The 26416-nt window shown below is 67.5% G+C and carries 29 protein-coding genes; 16 read left to right on the plus strand and 13 right to left on the minus strand.

The genetic code is table 11. The annotated features are described in order from the left end of the window. Positions 1 to 33: 33 nt before the first annotated feature. Together A5696_RS07715 and A5696_RS07720 are read left to right on the plus strand one after the other, a co-directional pair. The gene (locus A5696_RS07715) at positions 34 to 690 is read left to right on the plus strand and encodes a hypothetical protein (protein WP_067876583.1); all 657 of its coding nucleotides are present in this window, start codon (positions 34 to 36) and stop codon (positions 688 to 690) included. Next, entirely contained in the window at positions 687 to 1571 is an 885-nt protein-coding gene (locus A5696_RS07720) for an enoyl-CoA hydratase/isomerase family protein (protein WP_067875906.1), read from the plus strand. Before A5696_RS07715 ends, A5696_RS07720 begins: the two co-directional genes overlap by 4 nt. Positions 1572 to 1666: 95 nt before the next feature. Here A5696_RS07720 and A5696_RS07725 read toward each other — a convergent pair whose 3' ends face one another. Next, positions 1667 to 2467 carry a TetR/AcrR family transcriptional regulator gene (locus tag A5696_RS07725; RefSeq protein WP_067875909.1) on the minus strand — a complete coding sequence of 267 codons (801 nt, stop codon included), beginning with the start codon at positions 2465 to 2467 and terminating at the stop codon, positions 1667 to 1669. 139 nt (positions 2468 to 2606) lie between these two features. Between A5696_RS07725 and A5696_RS07730 the strand changes: the two genes are divergently transcribed. Both A5696_RS07730 and A5696_RS07735 read left to right on the plus strand, forming a co-directional pair. After that, positions 2607 to 3404: an SDR family NAD(P)-dependent oxidoreductase gene (locus A5696_RS07730; protein ID WP_067875912.1), complete on the plus strand. Its 798-nt coding sequence runs from the start codon at positions 2607 to 2609 to the stop codon at positions 3402 to 3404. Positions 3405 to 3437: 33 nt separating this feature from the next. Next, a complete protein-coding gene (locus A5696_RS07735; protein ID WP_067875916.1) occupies positions 3438 to 4454 on the plus strand; it encodes a dihydrodipicolinate synthase family protein in 1017 nt (338 codons plus the stop codon). A 60-nt stretch (positions 4455 to 4514) separates the two neighbouring features. Here A5696_RS07735 and A5696_RS07740 read toward each other — a convergent pair whose 3' ends face one another. Together A5696_RS07740 and A5696_RS07745 are read right to left on the minus strand one after the other, a co-directional pair. Continuing rightward, entirely contained in the window at positions 4515 to 4754 is a 240-nt protein-coding gene (locus tag A5696_RS07740) for a general stress protein CsbD (protein ID WP_067875919.1), read from the minus strand. A gap of 95 nt (positions 4755 to 4849) precedes the next feature. Then, positions 4850 to 5038: a hypothetical protein gene (locus tag A5696_RS07745; RefSeq protein ID WP_067875922.1), complete on the minus strand. Its 189-nt coding sequence runs from the start codon at positions 5036 to 5038 to the stop codon at positions 4850 to 4852. A gap of 62 nt (positions 5039 to 5100) precedes the next feature. Here A5696_RS07745 and A5696_RS07750 point away from each other — a divergent pair, with 62 nt between their 5' ends. The 7 genes from A5696_RS07750 to A5696_RS07780 all read left to right on the plus strand — a co-directional run bounded on the left by A5696_RS07750 (position 5101) and on the right by A5696_RS07780 (position 12344). Further along, positions 5101 to 5373: a GlsB/YeaQ/YmgE family stress response membrane protein gene (locus tag A5696_RS07750; RefSeq protein ID WP_067875925.1), complete on the plus strand. Its 273-nt coding sequence runs from the start codon at positions 5101 to 5103 to the stop codon at positions 5371 to 5373. A gap of 101 nt (positions 5374 to 5474) precedes the next feature. Then, complete coding sequence (locus A5696_RS07755) at positions 5475 to 6386, plus strand: enoyl-CoA hydratase (protein WP_369803307.1); 912 nt, start codon at positions 5475 to 5477, stop codon at positions 6384 to 6386. A gap of 29 nt (positions 6387 to 6415) precedes the next feature. Continuing rightward, positions 6416 to 7618 carry an amidohydrolase family protein gene (locus A5696_RS07760; RefSeq protein WP_067876587.1) on the plus strand — a complete coding sequence of 401 codons (1203 nt, stop codon included), beginning with the start codon at positions 6416 to 6418 and terminating at the stop codon, positions 7616 to 7618. A gap of 11 nt (positions 7619 to 7629) precedes the next feature. Further along, positions 7630 to 9249: an acyl-CoA synthetase gene (locus tag A5696_RS07765; RefSeq protein ID WP_067875928.1), complete on the plus strand. Its 1620-nt coding sequence runs from the start codon at positions 7630 to 7632 to the stop codon at positions 9247 to 9249. Continuing rightward, entirely contained in the window at positions 9246 to 10076 is an 831-nt protein-coding gene (locus A5696_RS07770) for an amidohydrolase family protein (protein WP_067875931.1), read from the plus strand. The genes A5696_RS07765 and A5696_RS07770 overlap by 4 nt, the downstream gene beginning before the upstream one ends. 2 nt (positions 10077 to 10078) lie before the next feature. After that, a complete protein-coding gene (locus A5696_RS07775) occupies positions 10079 to 11128 on the plus strand; it encodes an acyl-CoA dehydrogenase family protein (RefSeq protein ID WP_067875933.1) in 1050 nt (349 codons plus the stop codon). A gap of 16 nt (positions 11129 to 11144) precedes the next feature. After that, on the plus strand, positions 11145 to 12344 hold the full coding sequence (locus tag A5696_RS07780; RefSeq protein ID WP_067875934.1) for an acyl-CoA dehydrogenase family protein: 1200 nt from the start codon (positions 11145 to 11147) through the stop codon (positions 12342 to 12344). Between the two features lie 25 nt (positions 12345 to 12369). Here A5696_RS07780 and A5696_RS07785 read toward each other — a convergent pair whose 3' ends face one another. From A5696_RS07785 to A5696_RS07805, 6 genes are all read right to left on the minus strand, one after another. Then, positions 12370 to 14004: a cation acetate symporter gene (locus A5696_RS07785; protein WP_067875937.1), complete on the minus strand. Its 1635-nt coding sequence runs from the start codon at positions 14002 to 14004 to the stop codon at positions 12370 to 12372. Continuing rightward, a complete protein-coding gene (locus A5696_RS07790; RefSeq protein ID WP_156738305.1) occupies positions 14001 to 14312 on the minus strand; it encodes a DUF485 domain-containing protein in 312 nt (103 codons plus the stop codon). The genes A5696_RS07785 and A5696_RS07790 overlap by 4 nt, the downstream gene beginning before the upstream one ends. A 201-nt stretch (positions 14313 to 14513) precedes the next feature. Further along, positions 14514 to 14798, minus strand: coding sequence for an NAD(P)H-binding protein (locus A5696_RS28665; protein WP_255381159.1), 285 nt, complete (start codon positions 14796 to 14798; stop codon positions 14514 to 14516). A 62-nt stretch (positions 14799 to 14860) separates the two neighbouring features. Then, on the minus strand, positions 14861 to 15139 hold the full coding sequence (locus A5696_RS28670; RefSeq protein WP_255381160.1) for an NAD(P)H-binding protein: 279 nt from the start codon (positions 15137 to 15139) through the stop codon (positions 14861 to 14863). Positions 15140 to 15167: 28 nt separating this feature from the next. Further along, a complete protein-coding gene (locus tag A5696_RS07800) occupies positions 15168 to 16382 on the minus strand; it encodes a CaiB/BaiF CoA-transferase family protein (RefSeq protein WP_067875944.1) in 1215 nt (404 codons plus the stop codon). 21 nt (positions 16383 to 16403) lie between these two features. Then, positions 16404 to 17600 (minus strand): cytochrome P450, encoded by a 1197-nt coding sequence (locus A5696_RS07805; protein WP_067875947.1) that lies wholly within the window; start codon positions 17598 to 17600, stop codon positions 16404 to 16406. A gap of 199 nt (positions 17601 to 17799) precedes the next feature. Here A5696_RS07805 and A5696_RS07810 point away from each other — a divergent pair, with 199 nt between their 5' ends. Then, a complete protein-coding gene (locus A5696_RS07810) occupies positions 17800 to 18630 on the plus strand; it encodes an SMP-30/gluconolactonase/LRE family protein (RefSeq protein WP_067875950.1) in 831 nt (276 codons plus the stop codon). Between the two features lie 4 nt (positions 18631 to 18634). Here the strand turns inward: A5696_RS07810 and A5696_RS07815 are convergent, their stop codons facing one another. Genes A5696_RS07815 through A5696_RS07830 form a run of 4 tightly spaced genes read right to left on the minus strand, consistent with a single transcriptional unit; the run spans position 18635 to position 22162 of the window. After that, the gene (locus A5696_RS07815; RefSeq protein ID WP_067875953.1) at positions 18635 to 20287 is read right to left on the minus strand and encodes an acyl-CoA synthetase; all 1653 of its coding nucleotides are present in this window, start codon (positions 20285 to 20287) and stop codon (positions 18635 to 18637) included. 8 nt (positions 20288 to 20295) lie between these two features. Next, positions 20296 to 20910: a PaaI family thioesterase gene (locus tag A5696_RS07820; protein ID WP_067875956.1), complete on the minus strand. Its 615-nt coding sequence runs from the start codon at positions 20908 to 20910 to the stop codon at positions 20296 to 20298. Continuing rightward, a complete protein-coding gene (locus tag A5696_RS07825) occupies positions 20907 to 21524 on the minus strand; it encodes an isochorismatase family protein (RefSeq protein WP_067875960.1) in 618 nt (205 codons plus the stop codon). The genes A5696_RS07820 and A5696_RS07825 overlap by 4 nt, the downstream gene beginning before the upstream one ends. Beyond that, a complete protein-coding gene (locus tag A5696_RS07830) occupies positions 21521 to 22162 on the minus strand; it encodes a Rieske 2Fe-2S domain-containing protein (protein WP_067875962.1) in 642 nt (213 codons plus the stop codon). The genes A5696_RS07825 and A5696_RS07830 overlap by 4 nt, the downstream gene beginning before the upstream one ends. A gap of 81 nt (positions 22163 to 22243) precedes the next feature. Between A5696_RS07830 and A5696_RS07835 the strand changes: the two genes are divergently transcribed. From A5696_RS07835 to A5696_RS07850, 4 genes are read left to right on the plus strand one after another with little or no spacing between them, the layout of a single operon-like run. After that, positions 22244 to 23854, plus strand: coding sequence for an NAD(P)/FAD-dependent oxidoreductase (locus tag A5696_RS07835; protein ID WP_067875965.1), 1611 nt, complete (start codon positions 22244 to 22246; stop codon positions 23852 to 23854). After that, positions 23854 to 24954: an alpha/beta fold hydrolase gene (locus tag A5696_RS07840; RefSeq protein ID WP_067875968.1), complete on the plus strand. Its 1101-nt coding sequence runs from the start codon at positions 23854 to 23856 to the stop codon at positions 24952 to 24954. The genes A5696_RS07835 and A5696_RS07840 overlap by 1 nt, the downstream gene beginning before the upstream one ends. Further along, on the plus strand, positions 24951 to 25328 hold the full coding sequence (locus A5696_RS07845) for a nuclear transport factor 2 family protein (RefSeq protein ID WP_067875971.1): 378 nt from the start codon (positions 24951 to 24953) through the stop codon (positions 25326 to 25328). The genes A5696_RS07840 and A5696_RS07845 overlap by 4 nt, the downstream gene beginning before the upstream one ends. After that, entirely contained in the window at positions 25325 to 26368 is a 1044-nt protein-coding gene (locus tag A5696_RS07850; RefSeq protein ID WP_067876588.1) for a TIGR03857 family LLM class F420-dependent oxidoreductase, read from the plus strand. The genes A5696_RS07845 and A5696_RS07850 overlap by 4 nt, the downstream gene beginning before the upstream one ends. Positions 26369 to 26416 lie beyond the last annotated feature (48 nt).

The following is a 26416-nucleotide window of genomic DNA, read 5'->3' on the forward strand; positions in this document are numbered from 1 at the left end:
AACAACCGGGTGAGCCCGGTGAAAGCGGGCAGCATGGTCGGTGACGCGAAATTCGGCGAAGCGCCGCTTGCCCAGACGGTGGTGGCCGCCGGCGCGATGCGTCGACTCAGCTCGCTGCTGCTGTCCCTCGAGCACCCGCATCCGACCGTGGATGCCATGCTCGCGAGGTTCGCCGAGTGGGAGGGCGAGCTGGCCCCCGCGGCCGCGGCGGACCCGGCGCCGCGGATCGGCGAGATCCCCGACGATCCCCGGCGGGTATATCTGAACCACGCCACCGACATCGGCGCCTACAACCCGTGCTTTCCCGAATACCGGTTCGATCAGCTCGACGCCGAGAAAGCCACCGGGCTGGTGTGCTTCCCGCTGGTCTACGAGGGGCCACCGGGGTTGGTGCACGGCGGTTTCCTCGGCGTCTTCTTCGACTGCGTGATCCAGCACCACAATTGTGTCACCGGTCTTTCCGGCAAGACGCGCTCGCTGCTGGTCAACTTCCGCCGGCCGACGCCGGTGCTCACCGAACTACGTTTCGACATCGATCGGTCTCCAGTCGAGCGGGGCATCACGTCGACGGCGCGGCTGCTGCTCGGCGACGAGGTGCTCTGTACGGGCGAGGTCACCACCTTGGCGTCACCGCCCGAGCAGCTGACCGGATTCAAATTCGGCAGGCGGCGAAAGGAATCCGACAGGTGAGCTCCTCCAACGTTTCCGACGAACGGGTGCTCTTCGAGGTCGAACCCGATCGGCGCATCGCGACCATCACCCTGAACAACCCGAAGCGGCGCAATTCTTACGACGCCACGATGCGCGAGGCCATCGCCCGCTGCCTGGATCGCGTGGCCGACGACGACGACCTGACGGTGGTGCTGTTGCGCGGCGCCGAGGGCGTCTTTTCCACCGGGGCCGACATGAACAACGCGTATGGCTGGTACGGTCCCGGCAGCGACGACCAGGCCACCCGCCGCCCCAGTCAGCGCCGCCGGCTCACCGTGGACCGCAAGTCTTTTGGCTTCTACCACAACCTCATGGGCTTCCCGAAGGTGACCGTGGGCGAGATCGCCGGCTACGCGCTGGGCGGTGGGTTCGAGATGGCGCTGATGATGGACATCTCGGTCATCGCGCGTGACACCGAAATCGGCATGCCGGCGACGCGCTTCCTCGGCCCGGCGCTGGGCAGCCTGCATATGTTCTTCCACCGGCTGGGCCCGGTGCTGGCCCGGCGTCTGCTGCTGACGGGTGACATCATCCAGGCCGGCGAGATCGGGCACCTCGGAATCTTCACCGAGACATGCGATTCCGGCTCGGTGACGGCGCGGGCGCGGTATTGGGCGGAGAAGGCGGCGAAGATGCCCGCCGACGGGGTCGTCATCGCCAAGGAAGCGTTTCGCCTCGTCGAGCAGACGCAGGTGTACAACGGCGAGGAAGTCGCGAGCTATCTGTTCCATGCCTTCGGGACCAACCTGCAATTCGCTCCCGGCGAGTTCAATTTCGTCAAAACCCGCGCACAGCACGGCGCCAAGGAGGCGTTCCGGCTGCGCGACGAGCACTTCCACGTACCGGAGCCGGAGGCATAACCAGGCGTTCACGCCGAGCGTGCAGTTAGGGCGAAAAATCGGCCAAAAAGCCGCCGTGAGTTCACGTTCGGCGGTGCGCAGCGGCGAGGTCGGTCCTAACGCGCGGCTGCGGCCTTGCTCCGTCCGCCGCGCTGGGCCGTCGACTTGGCCGCCTTGCGTGGCCGGGACGCCGCGCCCTTGGCGCCCTTTTCGATCAGGCTGCCGGCGTGGTCGAGGATGCAGTCCAGCCCGAACTCGAAATTCGCTTCGTCGGGAGCCCCGATGCGGTGTCCCTGGCCGGTCACCTGGGCGATCAGCGGGGTAGTGGCCGGATCGATGGCCACCGCGTCCTCGATGGCGCGCGGTCCGCTGTCCGGCGTCTGGTTCTTGTCGTAGAGCCGTTGCAGCACCACCGAACCGCGGACATGTAGCGAGACCGCGGAATAGGTGTCGAAGGCGTCCTCGGGCGACAGGCCGGCCTCCACGAGGTTGGCGATCGCGCGCTCCATCTCCTGAGCGCCCACCCGCGCCGCCTTCGGGCTCAGGGCGGCGCGAATCAGAATCAGGTCGCACAGAATCGGGTTGCCCATGAATGTTTTACGCATCAGGCGGGCGTGGTTGCGCAGCGTCTCGCGCCAATCGCTGGCCTCGACATAGGGGGTGGCGAAAACGTACTTGCCCAGGGCGCGGTCGGTCATCGCGTTGAGCAGATCGTCCTTCTTGCGGAAGTACCAGTAGATGCTGGTGACGCCCACGCCGAGGTGTTTGCCGAGCAGCGGCATGCTCAGGTTGTCGATCGACACCTGCTCCGCGAGTTCGAATGCACCGCTGATGATGTCGTCGGGGTTGATGGACCCGCGTTCGCGTCGTTGACGCTTATCAGCGGTTGCCTGCTTTGCCACTACGGGCACCTCCATCAGGATCTGACCTTGCCACCGGTATAGTGAAATCTACCGGTAGTTCCTCTCTGACCTGCGCATACGCAGGCGTGTCGACGCGTTTTCCGTCTGCTACTGTAATACCTATCGTAGGCTTTTTGGTAAAACGGCTGGACACATGGATCTAGGGCTGGCGAATGCCACGGCCGTCGTGGTCGGTGGTAGCCGCGGGATGGGCCTGGCAACGGCCCGCTGCCTCGCCGATGAAGGAGCCCGGGTGGCGGTGGTCGGGCGCAGCCGCGACGCGCTCGATTCCGCGGTGGACGATTTGACGCGACGCGGCAGCCCGGAAGCGCTCGGGCTCGCGGCCGATATCGGCGATGCCGCCGCGGTCGACAAGGTGTTCGCCGATCTCGCCGGGCGCTGGGACGGCGAACTCAACGTGCTCATCAATACGGTCGGCCCGGGCGCAGCGGGCCGCTTCGAGGACCTGACCGACGACGAGTGGCACCGGGCCGTCGAGGACGGGGTCATGGGCATGGTGCGTTGCGTCCGTTCCGCACTTCCCCTGCTGCGCAAGGCGCAATGGGCCCGGATCGTCAACTTCTCGGCGCACTCGACCCAGCGGCAAAGCGTACTGCTGCCCGCCTACACGGCCGCCAAGTCGATGCTGACCAGCGTCTCGAAAAACCTCTCCTTGCTGCTGGCGAAGGACGAGATCCTGGTCAACGTGGTCTCTCCCGGCAGTATCGCGTCCGAGTCACTCGTCGGCTGGGCGACGTCCGTCGGCGTCGACGGCACCGACCCCTACGCCCTGATGGACGCCATCGCCGAGCATTTCGGCCATCCCGCGCAGATGCCGCGGGCCGGCCTGCCGGAAGAAATCGGCCCGGTCGCCGCGTTTCTCGCGTCGCGGCGCAACTCCTACATGACCGGCGCCAACATCAACGTCGACGGTGGTTCGGACTTCACCTGACCCGAAATCGTTTGGCCGACAGAAGGAGTCATTGTGGCGACGGCGAGTGAGGCGCGCACCTGGGCGCGGGCGGCATTGCGGGGGATCGGCGACTCCCTCTACACGCCGTTCTGCGGGACCGACGGCGACGACATCGACTGGGACGCCTATCGGACGCTGGTGCGCTACTGCGTCGGCGATCTCGGGCACCCGATGTTGTGGTGTACCAGCGGCATCGCCGAGTTCTGGTCGCTGACCCTCGAGGAGCGAAAACGCCTGTTGGAGGTGGCAATTGAGGAGTCGCGCGGCCTGAATCCCGATGTCGTCGTGCAGGCCTGCACGGCGGCGACGTCGGCCAAGGACTGTTTGGAATTGACCCGGCACGCCCAGGAGGCGGGCGCCGACATCGCCTACATCCAAACGCCGATGATGGAGGCGCACGGCGGCGAGGGCGTCTTGAGGTTCTTCAAGTACATCGCCGCGCGCACCGATATCGCGTTGGGCATGTTCAACTCCCCGTCCTCCGGCTACGTCCTGACCCCGGCGGAGAGCGCGCGAATCTGTGCCGAGGTGCCCGCCGTGTGCGCCACCAAGGAGGGCGCCTTCCGGCCGGAGGCGAGCCGGCGCCTGCACGAATTGGCGCCCGACCTCGCGGTCTGGGAATGCGACCGGACCGTGTACCGCGCCGGGTGGCTGCGCGCCGGTATCGTCTGCCCCGCACAGCTGGGCACCGCCGGCTATCTGTTCGAGACCCCGCAACGGCGGTTGTTCTCCGAATATTGGGAGCTGGTCGTCAACGACAAGCTCGTCGAGGCGATGGATTACGGGCGCGAGTCCGGCATGGACCAGTTCGGCCTCGACATAGGCTCGTGGTGGACGTGCTACCCGGGGCGATCGGACTACTTCACCCACTGGGGCGGCGCATTCAAATACGCCGCATCGCTGCTCGGGCTGCCGATCGGCGACTACCCGCATTCCCGACCGCCGCAGGCGGAGCTGCCGCCCGAGGCGAAGGACCAGATCGAGAACGCGTACCGACGCCTCGGCCTGATCGAAACCGTGTTGCGGTAGAACGACTTACGCATCGAAGCGGGCCCGCTGTGAACCGGGCCCGCTCCGTATGACCAGCGGTTAGTTCTGCTCGGCCCGCTCGCGCTCCTCGGCCGCCTTCGCCTTGCCGCGCGCCTTCTCCGCCGCGGCTTCCTTGCGTGCGACATTGCGCTGCGCGTCAGCCTTGTCCTGCTGGGCTTCGCCTTCGTTGACCAGGTCATTGCTGCCGATGACCGTGCCGATCAACTCCTTGGCGTTGCCGATCACGCCTTCGACGATTCCCCGAATGGCCTGGACCGGCCCGCTCTTGGCGTCAACCATTGCATCTCCCTCCCATTGATGGATGGCTTGCCTTGCAGGCTTCCCGCACACGCCACCTACGCAAACATCTCGCCCAGGTGGCCGACGCCACAGCCTCAATCCGCCAGGACCGGCGCCTCCGGCTCCGCTTGCGACTGACGGTGCCTGGTCCACGCCCGCAACGCGAGCCCGGCCACAACGCCGATCAGCGCGGCCCAGAAGAGGATCTGCGCGCCCGTCACCGCCAGCTCGGCCCGCAGCACCACCGAGCGCACCCGGCGCAGGCCCCTCCACGCTGTGTTCACGAGTCATCGATAACCCCCGCATGGCCATCCCAAACCCCTGCACCCGCGGTTAGGATCGGACGGTGCTCACGCTGGGTGTCATCGGCTGGATCGTCGTCGGGGGCTTGGCGGGCTGGGTGGGCAGCAAAATCACGGGGACCGACGCCCAGATGGGGCTGCTGCTCAACATCGTGGTCGGTGTGGTCGGTGGATTGCTCGGCGGTTTCGTCCTACGCGGCCTGGGTGTCGACGTCAATGGTCGGGGTCTGTTCTTCTCCTTCCTGACATGTCTGTTGGGGGCCGTGATCCTCCTGGCGATCGTCAAGCTGGTCGCCCGGCGGCGGCCGTCGCGCTGAGTGCGGCCGCGCCCGGCTGAACGCGCCGAAAAACGCTGTGTGGTCGCGGTTCGCGTGCAGGTAGCGCCGGTTGTGGAATGCGCTACCGATAGGTATACAGTATGCGTACAAAGTCGGACGATTATCGGGTGCGCGAGCGTGAGGAGGTGCCGCGACAGGTGTCCGGCAGCGACGGTGCTTCCGAAGACGCGGTGCTCTACGAGGCCACGGCGAGCGGTGTCGCCATCCTGACATTCAATCGCCCGGATCGCCTCAATGCCTGGGGCCCCGACATCGCCGCCGCGTTCTACGCCGGAATCGACCGCGCCGAACAGGATCAGGACATCCGGGTGATCGTGGTGACCGGTCGGGGCAAGGGATTCTGCGCCGGCGCGTATCTGGGCGCGCCGAGTTCGGCGGCGACTTACGACAAGACGATGGAGAAGGCGGCCCAGACCGACCTTGCCGCATTGGTCGGCGAGCGCCCACCCCACTTCGTCACCACGCTGCGCAAGCCCGTCGTCGCGGCGATCAACGGGGCCTGCGTCGGCATCGGTCTGACCCAGGCCCTGATGTGCGACGTCCGCTTCGCGGCCACCGGGGCCAAGTTCGCCGCCGTGTTCGCCCGCCGCGGACTGATCGCCGAATTCGGCGTCTCCTGGATTCTTCCGCGGCTGACCAGTTGGGGAGTGGCCCTCGACCTGTTGCTCAGCGGCCGCACCTTTCTCGCCGAGGAGGCGGCCGAGCTGGGCCTCGTCAAAGAAGTCGTCGCCCCCGAAAGCCTGATGTCGCGTGCCCTCGAGTACGCCGAGGACATCGCGCGAAACTGTTCGCCCGCTGCGATGGCGGTGATCAAACAGCAGGTCTATGGCGACGCCACCCGCGACGTCGTAGACGCCACGGCGCGGGCCGAGGTTCTGCTGCACGAGGCGATGCCGCGACCGGATGTCATCGAAGGGATCACCAGCTTCCTCGAGAAGCGCCCGCCCCAATTCCCTTCTTTGTTGGGGAAGCTCACTTCAACAGAAGCTTAGTTTTGCCGGTTGCACCGGAAAGGATGATCATGGCCGACTTGGATTACCGGGCGATCGACGTCGACAACCACTATTACGAGCCGCTGGACGCCTTCACCCGCCACTTGGACAAGAGGTTCAAGCGACGCGGCGTGCAGATGCTCAGCGACGGCAAGCGCACCTGGGCCGTGATCGGGGACCGCGTCAACCACTTCATCCCCAACCCCACCTTCGACCCGATCATCGTGCCCGGCTGCCTGGACTTGTTGTTCCGCGGCGAGATCCCGGAGGGTGTCGATCCGGCCTCGCTGATGAAGGTGGAGAGGCTGAGCGACCACCCCGAGTACCAGAACCGCGAGGCGCGGATCGCTGTGATGGACCTGCAGGACATCGAGACGGCTTTCATGCTGCCGACTTTCGGTTGCGGCGTCGAGGAGGCGCTCAAGCACGACATCGACGCGACGATCGCGTCGGTCCACGCATTCAACCTCTGGCTCGACGAGGACTGGGGCTTCGATCGGCCCGATCACCGGATCATTGCCGCGCCGATCATCTCCCTGGCCGATCCGGCCGCGGCGCTCGAAGAGGTCGACTTCGTGCTGGCGCGCGGCGCCAAGCTGGTGCTGGTACGGCCGGCGCCCGTGCCCGGCGTGGTCAAGCCGCGGTCGCTGGGCGATCCCAGCCACGACCCGGTGTGGGCCCGGCTGGCCGAGGCGGGCGTGCCGGTGGGCTTCCACCTCAGCGACAGCGGCTATTTGCACATCGCCGCGCAATGGGGCGGCAAGGCGACCTTCGAGGGATTCGGCGAAAAGGACCCGCTGGACACGGTGCTCCTCGACGACCGCGCCATCCACGACACGATGGCCTCGATGATCGTGCACGGCGTGTTCACCCGCCACCCGAAACTCAAGGCGGTCAGCATCGAAAACGGCTCCTACTTCGTGCACCGGCTAATCAAGCGGCTGAAGAAGGCGGCCAACAACTATCCGCGGCATTTCCCCGAGGACCCGGTCGAGCAGTTGCGCAGCAACGTCTGGATCGCGCCCTACTACGAGGACGACCTGGAGGAGCTCGCCGACGCGATCGGCATCGACAAGATCCTGTTCGGGTCCGACTGGCCGCACGGCGAAGGCCTCGAGTCGCCGGTGTCCTTCACCGGAGAGCTCGTCGGCTTCAGTGCTTCCGACGTCCGAAAAATCATGCGCGACAACGCCCTCGACCTCCTCGGTGTCCAGGTCGGATCGTCCGCCTAGCCGCTGACACCATGAGCGAGTGGACCGTGGGCGCCGTTCTCGACGCCATCGCCGACGTCATCGGAGACCGTCTGATGACCGTCTGCGGTGACCGCCGAAGCACGTTCGCCGAATCGGCGGCCCGCACCACCCGGCTGGCGAACTTTCTGCACGGCAAGGGGTTTGGCGCCCACGCCGAGCGCGAGACGCTCGAACCTTGGGAATGCGGCCAGGACCGCGTCGCGCTGCTGATGTACAACGACCTGTACCCCGACATGGTGATCGGATGCCTCAAAGCGCGCACCGTCCCGGTCAACGTCAACCACCACTACTCGCCGCGCGAAATCGCCGACCTGCTCGCCTACGTGCGGCCCCGGGCAATCATCTACCACCGCGCCCTCGGCGCCCGGTTCGCCGATGTGCTGCCCCCCGATGGGACCGAGCTGCTGATCTCCGTCGACGATGGCAGCGGCGCGCCCGAACTGCCGGGCGCCGTGGCGCTGGACGACGCCCTGGCCGCCGGCGACCCGAACGCGCGCCCGGTGGGTTCGCCGGACGACGTGATCATGATGTGCACCGGCGGAACGACCGGCCGCCCCAAGGGAGTCCTGTGGCGCCAGAGCGACATGTACGTGTCGTCCATGGTCGGAGCCGACCACGACAGCGTCACCGAGATCCACGACAAGGTGCGCGGTGGCGGTCCGCCGTGGTTCGCGGTTTCTCCCCTGATGCACGCGGCGGGCATGTGGACCGCGTTCGCGGCGCTGTGCGCCGGGCTGCCGGTCGTTCTCTACGACGACCGCAACAAGCTCGACGTGCGTTCGGTGTGGGAAACCGCAGAGCGGGAGAAGGTGGGCATGATGACGATGGTCGGCGACGCGTACGCCGGGCCGCTGATCGCCGAACTCCGCGCGCGTCGCTACGACCTCTCCTCGCTGAACGCCATCGGCACCGGCGGGGCCGCCACCAACGCGAAATACAAACGGGCACTGATGGAATGCCTGCCGCACGTCACCATCATCGAGGGCTATGGGTCGTCCGAGAGCGGCAACATGGCGTTCGGGCACAGCCGCGAGGGGACCGCCAGCGAGACGTTCCAACCCAGGGAGGGGGCCACCGTCGTCTCCGCCGACCGCACGCGCTTCCTGCGCCCCGGCGAACAGGAGGTCGGCTGGGCCGCGAGGACGGGCCGGATTCCGCTCGGCTACTTCGGCGACGCCGAGGCCACTCGGCTTACCTTCCCGCAGATTGACGGCCGCCGCGTGGTCATCCCCGGCGACCGGGCCTCTCTCGAAAAAGACGGTACCATAAGGCTTTTCGGTCGCGACTCGTTGGTCGTCAACACGGGCGGCGAGAAGGTGTTCGTCGAAGAGGTCGAAGAGGTGCTGCGCGCGCACCCGGGCGTCGCCGACGCCCTGGTGGTGGGACGGCCGAGCGAGCGGTGGGGGCAGGAGGTCGTCGCGCTCGTCGCTGTGCACCCGGGCGGCGACCTGAGCGCCGACGGGCGGGCGCTCTACACCTTCTGCACCTCGCAGCTGGCGCATTTCAAGGCGCCCAAGGCGTTCATCTTCGTCGCGCAGATCCAGCGACTCGGCAACGGCAAGCCCAACTATCGATGGGCCCGCGAGCAGGCCGAACAGAAGGTGCCATGAACACCAAAGCGATTGACTGCCTGGTCAACGTGCATTTCGGGGAGTCCGACGCACAGCCCGCCTGGATGCTCAAGGTCCGCGACGACTACTTCAAGGGCCCGGAGTCGATGTTCGCGCCGGTCGATCTGGCCGAGCTGCTCGACGAGATGGACGCCCACGGCGTGCAGAGGGCGATCCTGATGGACTCCCTCGCCGGCCCGTCCACCACCGCGCGCAAGTTCGTCGAGGCCAGGCCGGACCGGTTCGCCCTGGCGATGGGCGGGGTCAACCTGCTGCGCCCGGTGCGGTCGCTGCGCGAACTGACCGCCGCCGTCGGCGACCTGCCGGTCGCGTATGCCGTCGTGGGACCCAGCTTTTGGGGCGACGGGCAATACCCGCCCAGCGACGCCGTGTACTACCCGCTCTACGCGAAGTGCGCGGAGCTGGAACTGCCGCTGTGCGTCAACACCGGCATCCCGGGCCCCCCGATTCCCGGCGAGGTGCAGCATCCGATGCACCTGGACCGCGTCTGCGTGCGGTTCCCGGAGCTGAAGCTGTGCATGATCCACGGGGCCGACCCGTGGTGGGACGTCGCCATCCGGTTGCTGCTCAAATACGCCAACCTGCGCCTGATGACGTCGGCGTGGTCGCCCAAGCGACTGCCGGAAAGCCTGCTGCACTACATGCGCACGCGTGGCCCGGACAAGGTGATCTACGCGTCGGACTGGCCGGTGCTGCGCATGCACCGGGTGATCCCCGAGGCCCGAGCGCTGGACCTGCCGCCCGAAGTACTGGACAACTACCTGTACAACAATGCGCAGGAATTCTTCTTCGGGAAGGACCATTGACCATGGACCGCTTCGAGCTGCGCAGACTCGACTACAGCCTGTCCGATGACCACGTGGCGCTGCAAGACGCGTACAAGCAATTCTTCAAGACGCACTGCTCGATCGAAACGGTCCGCGCGGCAGAGCAATCCGGTTTCGACCGGAACCTGTGGGAACGGCTGTGCGCCATGGGCGCGACGACGATGGCGCTGCCGGAGTCCTGCGGCGGCGACGGCGCGACACTCGTCGACCTCACCCTGGTGGCCGAGGAGATCGGCCGGTCGCTGGCCCCGGTCCCGTGGATCGACCACGTGTGCGCCACCCGGCTGCTGGCACGCCTCGGCGCCGACACCGCCGGTGTGGCCAGTGGTGAACAGCTGGCCGCGCTCGACGCGCGCATCGACGCCGGGCCGGGTGTGCGCCTGATTCCGACGGGCTCGATCGCCGACCACATCGTCGTCCGCGACGGCGACCGGGTGGTGCGGCTGACCTTCGGCACCCGGCCGGCGAAGGTGGACAACATCGGCCGGTTGCCGATGGCCTGGGTGGATCCGGCCGCCGCCGACACCCGCGCGGTGGTGGCCGAGGGGCCCGACGCGGTGGCGAGTTACCAACGGGCCCTGGACGAATGGCGGCTGCTCACCGCGGCGGCGCTGGTCGGCCTGGTCGAGGAGACGATGACGATCGCCGCGGAGTTCGCCAAGACCCGCTACACGCTGGGCGTGCCGATCTCCACGCTGCAGGCGATCTCGCACCCGTTGGCGAACATGGCGATCACCGTTCAGGGCGGGCGTAACCTCGCCCGCCGGGCCGCCTGGTTCCTGGACAACGAACCCGACGAACGCCCCGACTTGGCGCCGTCGGCTTTCGTCTTCATGGCCGAGGAGGCCGCCAAGGCCGCCACGATGGCGGTGCACATCCAGGGCGGCCTGGGGGTGTCCTCCGAGGCCGCGGCCACGGCGTATCTGGTGCGGGCGCGGGGCTGGCCGCTGGCCGCCGGCGATCCGGGCGCCACCGCCGCGCGGGTCGGCGAGCTCGTCGCGGCCCGCGAGACCGCACGCCGGCCGGCCTAGGGTAGGAGCGAAAAGAATGGACTTCTCCCGAGTCGAGCTGTCGACGGAAGACGAGGCCTTCCGCGACGAGGCGCGGAATTTCCTGAGCACCCACATGACCGAAGAGGTCCGGCGTCGCGATCGCGAGACGGGCGACAACTTCGACGAGGGTCTGCACCTGAAGTTCGGCGCCGCAGGCTATTTGGAGGCAGAGTGGAAACCGGAATCCGAGGGCGGGTTCAGCCGGCTCCGGCGCCGCATCTGGGAGCTGGAGAAGCGGCGGGTCCACGTGCCCTGGGTGACCTGGGGGACCACCGCCATGGTGGCCCGCTCGGTTGCGAAGTTCGGGTCGCCCGAACTGCGCGACGAGGTGCTGCCCAAGGTTTTCAGCGGCGAGGTTCGGCTCTGCCTCGGCTATACCGAGCCCGAAGGCGGTTCCGACGTCGCCACCTGTAAGACCCGCGCCGTGCGGGAGGCGGATGGATCGAGCTGGGTCATCAATGGCTCCAAGATGTTCACCACCGGCGCGCATAACTGTCAGTACGTGTTCCTGATCACCAACACCGACCCCGACGCGCCGAAACACAAGAGCCTGACCATGTTCCTGGTCCCGCTCGACTCGCCGGGCATCGAGATCCAGGGCATCCGCACGGTGGACGGCGACCGGACCAACATCGTCTACTACAGCGACGTTCGCGTCGACGACAAGTACCGGCTCGGCGACGTGAACGCGGGCTGGACGGTGCTGCGCGAGCCGCTCAACGTCGAGCACGGCGCGGTCGCCGCAGCGCCTGACGGTCTGCAGGACACCTCAATCATGATGCACCAGGCGGGATTCATGGCCGAGGCCGTCGACAAGGCCGCGGCCCGCGTCAGCCGGCCCGACCCCGACGGGGGCCGGCTGATCGACGACAAGTCCGTCGCCTACCGCCTGGGCCGCAGCGCTGCTCGATTGGAAGTCGCGCTATCGTCCCCGAGCATCTTCGGCCGCGTCGCGATCGCGCAGACGATGCGCGACATCTCGCCGGACCTGATGGACATCCTCGGCGCGGCCTCTGCCTTGCCATACGGGACCGACGGAGCCGCCGACGACGGCAGCGCCGAGTACGCCTACCGGTTCGCCCCGCTGGTGGGCATCTATGGCGGCACGCTGGAGGTGTTCCGCAACATGATCGGCCAGTACATGCTCGGCCTGGGCAAGCCGAATTACTCACCGCCAGTGCAGAAGACGCCGTAGCCGTTCGCGCGGCCGTGCCGAGCAGCTAGTGCGTGACGACGGCCTTCTCCGCGCCGATGCCGGTAAGCGAACGGACCTCCATCTCGGCGTTGCGCACGGGATCGCCGCGATCGGGCGACGACAGCGTGCCGGCGATGCCGAGGATGAACGACAGCGGGATCGACACGATGCCCGGATTGGAGAGCGGGAACCAGGCGAAGTCCGCGCCGGGGATCATCGCGGCTTTGGCGCCCGACACCGCGGGGGAGAAGACGATCAGCACGATGGTCGAGATCAGGCCGCCGTACATGCTCCACAGCGCGCCGCGGGTGTTGAACCGCCGCCAATACAGCGAATACAGGATCGTCGGCAGGTTGGCCGAGGCCGCGATCGCGAACGCGAGCGCCACCAGGAAGGCGACGTTCTGGCCGTTGGCCAGGATGCCCAGCGCGATGCCGAATATGCCCAGCACCACGGCGGTGATGCGGGACACCCGCACCTGTTCGCTCTCGGTCACCGTGTGGCGCTTGATCAGGCTGGCATAGATGTCGTGGGCGAACGACGTCGACGCGGTGATCGTCAGACCCGCGACCACGGCGAGGATCGTCGCGAATGCCACCGCGGAAATGACGCCGAGCAGGACCACGCCGCCGAGCTGGAACGCCAGCAACGGTGCCGCCGAGTTCTGGCCGCCGGCGGCCTTGAGGATCCGGTCGGGCCCGACGACGGCGGCGGCGCCATAGCCCAGCGCCAGCGTGAACAGATAAAACGCGCCGATGAGGCCGATGGCCCAGACCACCGACCTCCGCGCCTCTTTCGCGGTCGGCACCGTGTAGAAACGCATCAACACATGGGGCAGGCCCGCGGTGCCCAGCACCAGCGCAAGGCCCAGCGACAGCAGGTTGATCTTCGACGTCGTCGACCCACCGTATTGCGCGCCGGGGGCCAACACGTTGCGGCCGCCGACGCCCTTGGTGGTGGCGTGCGAGACCGCCGACTGCGCCGACCCCAGGATGTCGGAGAAGTTGAAGCCGAACTTCGCCAGCACCATCACCGTCATCGTCGCCGCACCGAGTATCAGCAGCACGGCCTTGATGATCTGCACCCACGTGGTGCCCTTCATCCCACCAACCAGGACGTAGACGATCATCAGAACACCGACGACCGCGATGACGATCGACTCACCAAGGCGCCCTTTGACATTGAGCAGCAGGGCGACCAAACCACCCGCTCCGGCCATCTGCGCGAGGAGGTAGAACAAGGACACCGTCAGCGTCGAGATCGCAGCGACCAGCCGCACCGGGCGCTGCCTGAGCCGGAAGCTCAGCACGTCCGCCATGGTGAATTTGCCTGTGTTGCGTATCAGTTCGGCGACCAAGAGCAGGGCCACCAACCAGGCCACCAGGAATCCGATCGAATACAGGAACCCGTCGTAGCCGTAGACCGCGATCGCGCCGGCGATGCCGAGGAAGCTGGCCGCGGAAAGATAATCGCCGGCGATGGCGATGCCGTTCTGCGGGCCCGTGAACGCCCGGTCGGCGGTGAAGAACTCGGTCGCGGTGGCGTTTCGCTGGCTGGCCCGGATCACCACGTACAGGGTGATCAGGACGAAGACCGCGAAGATCGCGATGTTGGCGATGGGATTCCCGATCGTCTGCTGACCGGCGGCCAGTAGGGTCATGAAGCCTGGCCTTCCGCGCGAATTGCTGCGGCTCTCGGGTCAAGCTCCCGGTCCGCGAACCTTACGTAGAGCCCGGTGATGATGAATGTCGTCAGGAATTGGCCCAGTCCGATCAGCAGTCCGACGTTGACGTTCCCGAAGACCTTGGTCGCCATGAAGTCGTGCGCGAAGGCGCCCAACAGCACGTAGGCGGCGTACCAGGCGAGGAAGAGCGCCGTCATCGGAAACACGAACCGGCGTAGTTTGCGCCGAAGTTCGGCGAACTCGGGGCTCGCCTGGATGGTTACGAAGTGCTCATCCGCGGCCAGTGGGACGTCCTCGGATGGAAATTCGGTAGTAGACACCGCAACTCCTGACCTCGACTTCGAGCAGGTTTTTCCGGCGTTAGCCTACGAGCAAACCCGATGACAACAGCAGTGCGATTTCTGCCTGGGATTTAAATTAACCCTGACGTCGCTGCGTGGGCACCCGGCGGCAACCCGATCAAGGGCGTTTGTTAATCCGGTGGGTTAGGCGCTCGGCGCGGCTGTGGCATCGCTCTTGAAGGCCTCGCGGCGGACCATCTCCCACATGGTCGGAATGTGTTGGGTTGTCGAGATGACAACGGTCCTGGATCGTGTGGTGCCGTCTTGGGCAAGTTTGACGAGGTAGTCCGCCAGGTCGACGCGCGCCGTGAAGGCGCCGACCGGATCAAATTCTCCCGCAACATAACTCGTCAACTCCGTTAAATCGAACAACCCGGACGGACGCACGATCGTCCAGTCCAGGCCGCTCTCGCGCACCACCGCTTCCATCCGGCGGTGTCCTCGTAGACGGTCTTGCCGATGGTCCGGGTGATGATCGGCTCGAACAGCCGCTACGCCAGTGGCGCACGGCGCCGGCCGCGCGCCGCGTAGGCGCCGGTGGAACTCACCACGACAAGCCGGATGACGCCCGACTCGCGCATCGCGTTCACGATATTGCGGGTGCCGACGGAATACGTGTCGACGGGCCTGCGCGTGAACGGCACGCCGAGCGTCGACAGCACGGCGTCGGCGCCCGCGACGATCCCGGCGAGGTCATCGCGCCGCACGTCCGCGCCCGCGACGGTCAGCCGCGCGGCGGAGATGGGGAACTGGTCGGGCCGACGGGTCACGGCCACCGCTCGTCGCTCCCGGCGCGGTTCAAGCGATTGCTCCCGAGTCCTTGAGTTCGGCGATGCGGTCCCAGTCCATGCCGAGCTCCATCAGCACGAGCTCGGTGTGCTCGGATGCCTGCGGCGCCCGAGTGGTCACCAGCGGCTCGTGATTGAACTGAACGGGGCCGCGCACGACGCGGAAAGGCTTTCCGCCACCGGCCAGTTCGACCTCGGAGATCATGTCGTTGGCGATGGCCTGCTCGTCGTCGACCAGGTCGAGGAGGCTCTGGAAGGGCGCCCACTGGCCCTTCATCGTCTTCAGGTGCTGGCGCCAGTAGCCAAAGGGCTTGGCCGCGAAGGCCTTCGCGATAAGCTCGGCGGCCGCGTCGGCGTTTTGGATCAGCGGGAGCACCTCGGAAAACCGGGGATCGTCTGCGGCCTCCGGGATGCCGAGGTGCTCGAAGGTGTCACGAATCAAGCCGGTCGGGCTGATGATGCACAGGTTGATCGTGCCGCCGTCGGAGGTTTCGTAGTTACCCATGAAGGGATTGACGGATCGCGCGCCGGGACCCGGCATGGGCGTGCGCATCACCTCGCCGGTCTCCATGCCCTGCGTCACGCTGGCCCCGGCGGCCCACCAGGCGGTGCTCAACAGCGAGACGTCGAGCTCGACGGCCTCGCCGGTGCGTTCGCGATGCAGCAGCGCAGCCGCGATGCCGCCCGCGATGAACATGCCGCCGATTGAGTCGCCGAACGCGGGAATGCCCTGTCCCAGTGCGCCGCCCAGCTCCGCCGGAGTCAGCGCGTAGCCGATGCCGCTGCGCGTCCAGAACACCGTGCCGTCGTAGCCGCCGATGTCGCGCTCGATCCCCTTGTCGCCGTGCGCCGAACCGCGCGCATAGACGATGTTCGGGTTCACCGCGCGGATGTGCTCGACGTCGAACTTGTGCTTCTGGCGCTGCGCGGGAAGGTAATTGGTGAGGAACACGTCGGAGGCCTTGGCCAGTTCGTAGATCACTTCCTGACCGCCCGGTGTGGCGATGTCGATGCCCACGCTGCGCTTGCCCCGGTTGGGATGCTCCATGAGCGGGTGTCGCTCGGGGTCGACCTGGATGCCGCCCATGTTGAGGAAGCCGCGCTGGGTGTCGCCGCGCAGTGGGTGCTCGACCTTGATGACGTCCGCGCCCCAGTCGGCGAGGATGGCCCCCGCCGCCGGGACGAAGGTGAATTGCGCTAGTTCGAGGACCCGGAAGCCCGACATGACTTTTACCATTTTCGGACCCTACTTCGCGTCGAACGTGACCGGAAGCGCGGTCGGCGAACGGAAGGGCTGGCCGTGGATGTGTGGGTCGCCGGCGGTCAGCAGGTTGAGGTTGGTCAGCCGATTCAGCAGGCATTCGAGGGCGACCCGCGTCTCCAGCCGCGCCAGGTTCAGGCCAAGGCAGGTGTGCTCGCCGGCGGCGAAGGAGATGTGCGGCAGGTGCGGACGGAAGACGTCGAATTCTTCGGAACGTGGCCAGCGCCGCTCGTCACGATTCGCGGAACCGATGCACACTCCGACCACGGCGCGGGCGGGGATCTCCACACCGTCCAGTTCGGTGTCCTCCGTGGTGAATCGCTGCACCGTGGTCAGCGGGGTCTCGTAGCGCAGCCCCTCCTCGATCGCCTGGCCGATCAGCCCATGGTCCGCCTGAACCGCCGCGAACTGGTCGGGATGGGTGAGCAACAGATACAACAGGTTTCCCGACGACCGGTAGGTGGTCTCCAGGCCGGCGGGCAGCAACAGGCGCAGGAAGGAGTAAATCGCCTCGTCGCTGAGCTTTTCGCCGTCGATCTCGGCGGCCACCAGGTCGCCGATGATGTCCTCGGTGGGCGCGGACCTGCGTCGCTCGATCTGCTCGAGGAAGTAGTCCTTCAGCGCCGCCGACGCCTCGAAGGCCCGCTCGTAATTCACGTGGTAGCTGATCAATTCCACCGCGCGCCGGCGAAACACCGGCAGGTCTTCGGCCGGCAGGCCCAGGAGCTGGGCGATGACCCGGGTGGGAAATTCGAAGGTGAACTGCCGGACCAGGTCGGCCTCGCCGGCGTCGATGAACTCGTCGATCAACGTGTTGCAGATCGGCCTTACGATGGCGGGCTCCCACCGGGCCAGCGCCCTGGACTTGAACGCCGCCGAGACCAGATTGCGATGGTCGCGGTGCTCCTTGCCCTCCATCGCCAGAATCGTCGGCCCCATGAAGAGTCCGATCGTTTTGTCATACGGTGCGGAGCTGAACACCCGGCCGTCCCGGAACACCGTGTTCACCGCGTCGAACGACACCGCCGAATACTCGCGCTTGGGCAGCAGCGACTCCGGCGTCTTGGAATAGTCCATGACCGTGCCGCGGAAGGCGCCGGCCTGCCGGCGCTTGTGGGCGAAGAAGGGGTAGGGGTCACGCAGGCTGACGGTCTCCGGGCCGGTGTGGACGTTGGTCGTCACCTAGATCTCCAGCATCTTCCGCAGGAACGGGCGGTCCTTGCGCAAGATCCTACTGTAATTCTTACAGTAGACAACATGGGGTCGGGGCTGGTTGCGGCCGATCCCCGTCGTTTCCCCGTCCGGACCGACCCGTCCGTAACATGATCCCCCAGCGCGCCGTCCGGTACCGCGCCTGTTCATCGCCGAAGAAGGTGACCTGATGACGGTCGAAACGATCGCCGACGGGCTGGGCTTCACCGAAGGACCCGCCTATCTGCCGGACGGCAGGGTCGCGCTGGTCTCGGTCACGCACGGCTGTGTATACATCGTCGACCCGGCCGGCGGCTCGCCGGAAAGGATCGACACGGGTGGCGGGCCCAACGGCCTGTGCGTCGGGTCCGATGGATCCATCTTCGTCGCCCAGAACGGCGGCAGTTTCGGTTCCGACGCGACGGAGCCCGGGGTGCAGGTCATCCGCGACGGCCGGGTCGACTACCTCGCCGAAGGCATGGACGCGCCGAACGATCTCGCGTTCGGGCCCGACGGCCGGCTGTGGGTCACCGACACCCGCGCCGAAATGGAGCTCTTCCACCCCGACCAAAGCAAGCGCGGATGGCTGTGGACCGTCGATGCCGACACCGGCGCTAAGGATTTGATCCTCGAAAACGGGCCGGTCTGGATCAATGGCCTTGGCTTCAGCCCGGATTGGCGCCGACTGCTGGTGACCGCCACGTCCGGCGCGCAGCTCGTGCGCTATCCGATCGGAGCGACGGGCTCCCTCGACGGCACCGCCGGTGACGTGCTGTGCACCTTCGAGCGCGGCTGGCCGGCGGGAATGGCGGTTCGGGCTGATGGGGCCTGCTGGGTGGCGTTGACGGGCGGTGACCGGCTCGACCTCGTCGGCGAGACGGGCCGGATCCTGGATGCGATCGTCCTGCCCGGCGGGTCACTGCCGACCAACGTGTGCGTGCGACAAGGCCGCGACGAACTGCTCGTCACCGCCTCGTATCGTCAGGCGCTGTTGAGAATTCGGCTCCCATCACCGGTTTGAGGTGTCAGCCGGTCACCGCCTGCTCGCGCGCCCACCGGTAGTCGGCCTTGCCCGACGGACTGCGCTCGATCACCGGACGGAAGACGATCGCCTTGGGAAGTTTGTAGCGCGCCAACGACTTCGCCGCGTGGGTGACGAGCTCGTCGGCGTCGGCACTTGCACCCTCGGCGAGCGCGACGATGGCCACCACCTCCTGGCCCCAACGTTCGCTGGGCCGCCCGGCGACCACCACGTCGGCCACCGCGGGATGCGATGCGATCGCGGTTTCGACCTCCTCGACGAAGATCTTCTCGCCGCCGGAATTGATGGTCACCGAGTCGCGGCCCAGCAATTCGATGGCGCCGTCGGCGCGGTGGCGCGCGCGGTCGCCGGGGACGGCATACCGCACGCCTTCGATCACCGGGAAGGTCTTGGCCGTCTTGGCCGCATCGCCCTTGTAGCCCAACGGAACATAGCCACGTTGTGCGAGCCAGCCCATACCGTCGTGACCGGGCCGAAGGATCGCGGACAGATCCTCGGCCACCACGAAGGTGTCGGGCCCGGCGTTGAACGTTCCGGTCGACACCGCGCCCGGGGCGGACAGGTGGTGCATCTGCGCCCCGGTCTCCGAGGATCCGACGCCGTCGACCACGACGGCGTTCGGCAGCGCCTCGATCAGGCGTTGCTTGACGTACGGCGTCAACAGCGCGCCGCCGTTGGCGACCACGGCCAATGACGACACGTCGGCGGTGCCCTTCTCGATGGCGGCCACCAGCGGTCGCGCCATCGCATCCCCGACGACCGTCACCACGCTGACCCGCTCGCGCTCGATGGTGCGCACCACGTCGTCGGCGTCCAAATGGTCTACGACAGAGGGGAAGACGACGGACTGCCCGGTCGTGATCGCGGTCATCACGCTCCACTGGGCGGCGCCGTGGATCAGTGGCGGCAAGATCAGCAACTTGGTGCCCGGGCCGGTGCTCAGCCGCGCAACGATCTCCTCGACCGACGCTGATGGCTCGCCGGTCATCAGGTTCCGCCCGCCGAATGACGTCATGAAGATGTCGTGCTGACGCCACAGCACACCCTTCGGCATCCCCGTCGTGCCGCCCGTGTAGAGCACGTAGAGGTCGTCGGGCGAATGCTGCACGGGCGGCGGCTCCGGCGCGCTGGACGCCAGCGCGGCCTCGTAATCCACTGCGCCGTAGATCAAGTCGTTGCCCGAGTCGTCGGCGATCTGTATCAGGACGCGCAGCTGCGGCAGCTCCGGCAGGATCTCGGCGACCCGCGGCGCGAACGCTGAGTGATAGATCAGGGCGGAGGCCCCGGAATCCGCCAGTAGGTATTGCAGCTCGCTTTTGACGTAGCGGAAGTTGACATTGAAGGGGGCGACCCGCGCGGCAAAGGCGCCCAGCAGGGCCTCGATGAACTCGTTGCCGTTGTAGGCGTACAGGCCGAGCAGGTCCTGGCCGACCTCATGGCCCGCGAGCGCGGAACGTTCGGTGTGACACCCCAGACCGCGCGAGTGCAGGTATGCGGCAAGCCGGTTCGCCCGCTCCAGGACCTGCGCATAGCTGTATCGGCGGTCGCCCCGGATCACCAGGTCGCGGTCCGGGATTGCCGCGGCGACGGCTTTGGCGACCTCGGGCACGGTGAATTGCGTTGTGGTGTCGGACATCGTGCCTCTCACGGCTGGTGGGGTAGCAGGCGGACCATCAGGCCGTCGGCCTCGCTGAGCAGCGTGCCGTCGGCAGCCGTCATGGTAGCCGCAACGAAGAATTTCCTGCCGTCGACGTTCGTAATCCGGCCACGGGCGGTCAACGGTTCGTCGATCGGGGTGATGTTGCGATAGTCGACGTGCAGGAAGGCGGTGCGGGTGGGCGGGCAGCCCGCGGTCGAGACGACCATCCCGAACAGCCAGTCGTAGAAGAGCGGGATCATGCCGCCGTGCACGGCGTTGTTCCCGCCGACGTGGGCGCGGGAGAAGTGCCCGTCCATTGTCACCCCATCCGGCCCCGATTCCGTGACCAGCCAGGGCGGCAGCAGCGGGTGCCCCAGCCCGGGCAGCTCGATGACCCGCCCGCCAGGTGCCGCGCCTTCGGCCACCTGATGCCCGTCCAGCAGCGCGCACGCCCGTTCGACGTGCTCGGCCGCGGCCTCCCACGCCGAGCTATCGGTGGAGACGGTGAGATCCTGCAGGCGGCGCAGCGCGGCGACGAACCGGCCCAGCCCGGCGGGCGCCTGCTCGGCCGGCTTGATCTCGGGGAACCCGCCGCGAACCCCGGGCTCTGTCTCGGTCATGGGCGCTCCCACGCCCGAAGCAGGTCGTCGGTGGTGGTGATCGTCGCGAGCAACGACAGCGTGTTGGCGATGATGGCGGCGCCGTACTCGGCGGGCACGCCGGCGACCGCGTCTTTGGGCACGACGACGCGGTAGGCGGCGTTGACCGCATCCATGACGACGTTGGGTATCGCGATGTTGAGCGACACGCCCACCACGACCAGGGTGGTGACCCCGAGGTTGCGCAGCACCGCGTCGAGGTCGGTGCCCCCCATAGGTCCGACGCCGTGCCAGCGGCTGAGGACCAGATCCGTTGGCTCGGGCCCTAGTTCGGGCAGCAGGGCGGCCCCGGGTGTGCCGGGGGTGATGTCGATGCCCCCTCCTCCGATGGCGAAGATCTTGGCGTTGTGGTTGGAGCCGAGCCCGTCGGGGCGCCGGCGGACCAGGCAGTGCACCACCCGCACACCGGCGGCCCGGGCCGCGGGCAACAGCCGCACGATGTTCGGCAGGGCGAATCGGCGCGCCTCGGTGGCCAGCATCCCCAGGCCGGCGTTCGGGCCCATCACGGCGCCCTGGCACTCCTGGGTGACGATCGCGGTGTGCTCGGGCGCCGCGAGGTCCTCCAGCGCCGTCATGCCGGCACTTCGTAGAACTGGGTCGCCCATTTGCGCAGTGCCATATACCCTTTCGCATCCGCCTTGGACAGGGCCGGACGATCGACGTACTTCTGGTAGCGCCAGATTTGCAGGTCGTCGAAGACGGTGGACAGGAACTGCTTCTCGATGACGTCACGCAGCGTGCCCTGCGGCACGTCGGCGGTGTCGCCGGGGACCCGCGGCCACCGGATCGAATAGAACAGGTCGGAACACTCGTCGTCGACCGGTGTGCAGGTGAAGATCAGCCGGTGATTCTGCGCCCCCTCGAAGACGCTGATAGCGCCGCCGAGGCCGAACAGGTGGCTGTGGAAGCGCAACGCGAGATCCTCGGGGTCGTCGCTGCGCGCGTCCGGCCACCCCGCGACGAACTGCCACTCGTGGTCGACGATCTTCCAGTCCAGCACCCGCGGCGTCACCGTGGCGTGGTGCACGTACTCGAAATGGGCGCCGAGGTGCTTGCAGTGCGCCTCCGGCACATGGAGCTCACCGGACTCGTCGCGGTAGGCCACCAGGTCCTCGCCGAAATAGTGCAGCGGCCGGACCTCGCCGGTCGGGAACTCGGGCGACCACCCGACCATGAACCACCCGGTTACCTTCCAGGTGAAGGGCACTTTCACGCCGGGCCTCCGATTGATTGATACTAAGCCGTTTACAGTATAGATTTCAGCAGTTCCTCGATCATGCGGCAAGGGAGCTTTATGGAACGCTTCTACGCCCTGGTGATCGGCGCCGGATTCTCCGGGCTCTACATGCTGCACCGGCTGCGGGAGCTGGGCATTCGGACCCGGGTGCTCGAGAAAGCCGAAAACGTCGGCGGCACCTGGCTGTTCAACCGGTATCCCGGCGCACGCTGCGACATCGAAAGCATCGAGTACTCCTACAGCTTCTCCGACGAGATTCAGCGGGACTGGGTGTGGACGGAGTCCATGCCGGCTCAGCCCGAGATCGAGGCCTACCTGAACTTCGTCGCCGACCGCCTGGATCTGCGCCGCGACATCCAGTTCCACACCGAGGTCGTCGCGATGGCCTTCGACGAGGACGCCGGGGCATGGGTGGTGCGAACCGCTGCGGGCCAGACGTTCAGGGCCCCGTTCGTCATCGCAGCGACCGGCATCCTGTCGGTGCCGCTGGAACCCGGCATCCCCGGGATGGACACCTTCGCCGGAACCTCGCTGTTCACCAGCCGCTGGCCAAGGGCGGGTGTCGATCTCACCGGGAAGCGCGTCGGTGTCATCGGCACCGGCTCGACCGGCGTCCAGCTCATTCCGGTCGTCGCCCGGGAAGCCCTGCGGTTGACGGTGTTTCAGCGCTCGCCGGCGTACACGCTGCCGTGGCGGGTGCGGCGCCTGGAGCCCGGCGAGCTGGACGAGATGAAGGCCCGCTACGACGAGATCCGGGCGGCGCAGCGGGCCCATCCGGTCGGCGCGGCGCGGCTGAGCGCCTTCTCGGTGCTGCTCGGGATGCTAGGCAGGCCGCCGCTGAAGTCGGCGACCCGCGAGGAGCAGCTGCGCGCCATCGAGGACAACGGCATCCTCGGCGCGCTGAACTGGGGAGACATCTTCTTCGACATCGAGGCCAACCGGATGGCCGGCAAGCTGTACGGGGAGGCGGTGGCCAGGATCGTCAAGGACCCGGACACCGCGACCGCCCTGGTGCCCGATCATCCGTTCGGCTGCAAGCGACCGATCATCGACCAGGGGTACTACGAGACGTTCAACCGGGACAACGTCACGCTCGTCGACCTGCGCGCGGCGCCCATCCGCGAGGTGACGCCGACCGGCATCCGCACTGACCGGGGTTGCCACGAAATGGACGTCATCGTCTACGCCACCGGATTCGACGCGATGACCGGCGCGCTCAGCCGCATCGACGTCCGCGGCCGCGGCGGCATGTCGCTCGGCGATTTCTGGGCCGGCCACGGGCCGCTGTCGTACCTGGGGTTGGCGGTGGCCGGCTTCCCGAACCTGTTCACCATCCAGGGGCCCGGGAGTCCCAGCGCCGCAACCAACTTCGTGGCCGCGCTGGAGCAGCACGTGGAGTGGATCGGCGACTGCATCGCCCACCTGCGCGGCAACGGGATCCGCACCATCGAGGCGACGCCCGCGGCCCAGCAGGAGTGGATCGACCACGCCACCGCACTCGTCGCACCGACCGTCCTGATGCACCCGTCCTGCAACTCCTGGTACAACGGTGGCAACGTGCCCGGCAAGAAACGGATGTATATGGGCTATACCGGCGGAATCCCCGAATACCGGCGCCGCTGCGACGAAATCGCGGCCGGCGGATACACCGGCTTCAAGCTGGCGTAATGCTGCGCCGCGCACTGGACGTCACCCGCGAGCTGGGCATGCTGCTGCCGCGCACGGTGTCCGGCCTGAACGAATCAACGGGCTGGGCCCCGGTATCGCCGCGAGGCGTCCGGCAATTCGGCGAGGTCATGCTGGATGAGCTTGTACTGAGCGGCTTTTCGCTGCTGAGCGGCAGTCCGCCCGCGCCGCGGCCGCGGGAGGCCTGCGCGGCGGCGGCCGAGGAATTGTCGGCGCTGGGCATCGACGGGGCGCATGCCGAGCCGGAGCCGTTGCGGGCGACCTCGGTGCAGCGGCGTCGGATCGCCGGCCTGGCCTACGAGGGGATGACGTTCGAACACGATCCGAGGCTGCCGGCAACGCTGGAGGCCGACGGCCTGGGCGGCCCGGCGCGGGCGGTGGTGCACGTGTGCCGGCACCGCGGCGGCCCCCGGCCGTGGCTGGTCTGGGTTCACGGCGCCGGCCAGGGCGGCACGGAGGACCTGTTGCTGTCCCGCATCGGCCGCATCCATCACGGGCTGGGGTTCAACGTCGCCATGCCGGTGCAACCCGGTCACGGTTGCCGGCGCGGTGAATGGCCGGCCTACCCCGACGTGGACCCGCTGGGCAACGTCGCGGGCATGATGCGCGCGGTGTCGGAGGTTCGCGCCGTCGTGCGCTGGGTGCAGCCGCAGGCGAGCGCCGTTGTGGTGGCAGGCATTTCGATGGGGACGCCGGTGGCCGCGCTGGTTTCCCATCTCGAACGGCAGGTCGACGCGGTGGCGCTGTACACCCCGATCCTGGGGCTCAACGCGATGATCGCGCGACACATGGGGCGCTTCGGGCACTCACGCGCGGGATTCCGCGAGCTGCTCGGGTCTCCGGAGGTGTCGAGGCTCACGTCGGTGATCGACCCGCTGCGGGCCGAACCCGCGCCGCCGCCGCAGCGCCGGCTCATCGTCGGGGCGTGGCACGACCGGATGGCGATGCGCGAGCCCGCCGAAGCGCTGCAGGAACGCTGGGGCGGCCAGCTGTACTGGTACGACGGCGGCCACGTCGGTCACATCTTCTCCCGGCGCGTGCTCAAGGTGACCGAGCGCTTCCTGGGCGAGGTGGCCGGGTGACCACGCGGACGGCGCGCGAGGTGGTCGAGCTCTACAACCTGGTGGTCTGGAACGAGCGCGACCTCGCGTTGGCCGGGGAGTTGTTCGCCGACACCGTCGTCCGGCACGAGGTGGGCGAGGCGCACACGCTGACCCACGCGCAGGCGGTCCGACGCATCGCCGACGTCTGGGAGATGTTCGACCGGTTGCGCTTCGATCTCAACATCGTGGTCGCCGGTGACGACGGCGAGCACGTCGCGATCGTCTACGACTCGACGATGACCACCACGGACGGCGCCGACACCCACGTCGCCAGCATCGAGGTGTTCCGCGTCGTCGCCGGCAAGATCGTCGAGGTCTGGAATTGCGGCTACCAGCAAGGGGTTTGGAATTGAGCGAGCGCGCACTGGACGAGCTGGGCTACTACCTGCTGGCCGGCGCCGGCGGCGAGGGGCCGGCCACCCTGATGGACGAGGCCCGCCGCGGCGAGGAACTCGGGTTCGGTACCGCTTTCATCTCCGAGCGCTGGAACGTCAAGGAAGCGTCCTCGCTCGTCGGGGCGGCCTGCGCGGTGACCAACCGAATCCAAATCGCCACGGCCGCTACCAATCACAACACCCGCCACCCGCTGATCACCGGATCCTGGGCGACCACCATGCACCGCCTTTCCGGCGGGAGGTTCACGCTCGGCATCGGCCGCGGCATCGCCGCCATCTACGGCGCGTTCGGCATCCCGGCCGTCACCACGGCGCAGATGGAGGACTGGGCACAGGTGATGCGCCGGCTGTGGCGGGGCGAGCTGATCTTCAACCACGACGGCCCGATGGGCAAGTACCCGATCCTGTTCCTCGATCCGGACTTCAACGAGGACATTCGCCTGGCGCTGGTGGCCTTCGGACCCAACACGCTCGCCCTCGGCGGCCGAGTCTTCGACGACGTCATCCTGCACACCTACTTCACCCCGGAGACGCTGCAGCGCTGCGTGGCGACCGTCAAGACCGCCGCGGAGCGGGCCGGGCGCGATCCCGACGCCGTGCGGGTGTGGTCGTGCTTCGCCACGGTCGGCGATCACCTTCCCGAACAGCTGCGGCTGAAGAAGACCGTCGCGCGCCTGGCCACCTACCTGCAGGGCTATGGCGACCTGATGGTGCGCACCAACGGCTGGGATCCGGCTGTGCTGCAACGCTTTCGGGAAGACCCGGTGGTGACGTCGATCGCGGGCGGCATCGACCACAAGGCGACGCCGGAGCAGATCGAGCACATCGCGACGCTGATTCCCGACGAATGGCTGCAGCCTTCGGCCACCGGGTCGGCCAGCCAGTGCGCCGCGCGCATCCGCAAGGAGTTCGACTACGGGGCCGACGCGGTGATCCTGCACGGCGGCACACCCGACGAACTCGAGCCCGTGGTGGCCGCCTATCGGTCGGGCGCCTAGGTAACGCGAGCAGACGCAAAAGCCCCCAATTTCACGGCGAAATGGGGG

This window comes from Mycobacterium sp. E2699, from assembly GCF_001666745.1.
Classification (GTDB): Bacteria; Actinomycetota; Actinomycetes; order Mycobacteriales; family Mycobacteriaceae; genus Mycobacterium.

What these genes read in the sequence shown, in the direction of transcription:
- A5696_RS07715 (WP_067876583.1), top strand. Translation starts at nt 34, where the DNA reads ATGGTCGGTGACGCGAAATTCGGCGAAGCGCCGCTTGCCCAGACGGTG.
- A5696_RS07725 (WP_067875909.1), bottom strand. Translation starts at nt 2,467, where the DNA reads ATGGAGGTGCCCGTAGTGGCAAAGCAGGCAACCGCTGATAAGCGTCAA.
- A5696_RS07730 (WP_067875912.1), top strand. Translation starts at nt 2,607, where the DNA reads ATGGATCTAGGGCTGGCGAATGCCACGGCCGTCGTGGTCGGTGGTAGC.
- A5696_RS07740 (WP_067875919.1), bottom strand. Translation starts at nt 4,754, where the DNA reads ATGGTTGACGCCAAGAGCGGGCCGGTCCAGGCCATTCGGGGAATCGTC.
- A5696_RS07755 (WP_369803307.1), top strand. Translation starts at nt 5,475, where the DNA reads ATGCGTACAAAGTCGGACGATTATCGGGTGCGCGAGCGTGAGGAGGTG.
- A5696_RS07760 (WP_067876587.1), top strand. Translation starts at nt 6,416, where the DNA reads ATGGCCGACTTGGATTACCGGGCGATCGACGTCGACAACCACTATTAC.
- A5696_RS07765 (WP_067875928.1), top strand. Translation starts at nt 7,630, where the DNA reads ATGAGCGAGTGGACCGTGGGCGCCGTTCTCGACGCCATCGCCGACGTC.
- A5696_RS07770 (WP_067875931.1), top strand. Translation starts at nt 9,246, where the DNA reads ATGAACACCAAAGCGATTGACTGCCTGGTCAACGTGCATTTCGGGGAG.
- A5696_RS07775 (WP_067875933.1), top strand. Translation starts at nt 10,079, where the DNA reads ATGGACCGCTTCGAGCTGCGCAGACTCGACTACAGCCTGTCCGATGAC.
- A5696_RS07780 (WP_067875934.1), top strand. Translation starts at nt 11,145, where the DNA reads ATGGACTTCTCCCGAGTCGAGCTGTCGACGGAAGACGAGGCCTTCCGC.
- A5696_RS07785 (WP_067875937.1), bottom strand. Translation starts at nt 14,004, where the DNA reads ATGACCCTACTGGCCGCCGGTCAGCAGACGATCGGGAATCCCATCGCC.
- A5696_RS28665 (WP_255381159.1), bottom strand. Translation starts at nt 14,798, where the DNA reads ATGGAAGCGGTGGTGCGCGAGAGCGGCCTGGACTGGACGATCGTGCGT.
- A5696_RS07800 (WP_067875944.1), bottom strand. Translation starts at nt 16,382, where the DNA reads ATGTCGGGCTTCCGGGTCCTCGAACTAGCGCAATTCACCTTCGTCCCG.
- A5696_RS07810 (WP_067875950.1), top strand. Translation starts at nt 17,800, where the DNA reads ATGACGGTCGAAACGATCGCCGACGGGCTGGGCTTCACCGAAGGACCC.
- A5696_RS07815 (WP_067875953.1), bottom strand. Translation starts at nt 20,287, where the DNA reads ATGTCCGACACCACAACGCAATTCACCGTGCCCGAGGTCGCCAAAGCC.
- A5696_RS07820 (WP_067875956.1), bottom strand. Translation starts at nt 20,910, where the DNA reads ATGACCGAGACAGAGCCCGGGGTTCGCGGCGGGTTCCCCGAGATCAAG.
- A5696_RS07825 (WP_067875960.1), bottom strand. Translation starts at nt 21,524, where the DNA reads ATGACGGCGCTGGAGGACCTCGCGGCGCCCGAGCACACCGCGATCGTC.
- A5696_RS07835 (WP_067875965.1), top strand. Translation starts at nt 22,244, where the DNA reads ATGGAACGCTTCTACGCCCTGGTGATCGGCGCCGGATTCTCCGGGCTC.
- A5696_RS07840 (WP_067875968.1), top strand. Translation starts at nt 23,854, where the DNA reads ATGCTGCGCCGCGCACTGGACGTCACCCGCGAGCTGGGCATGCTGCTG.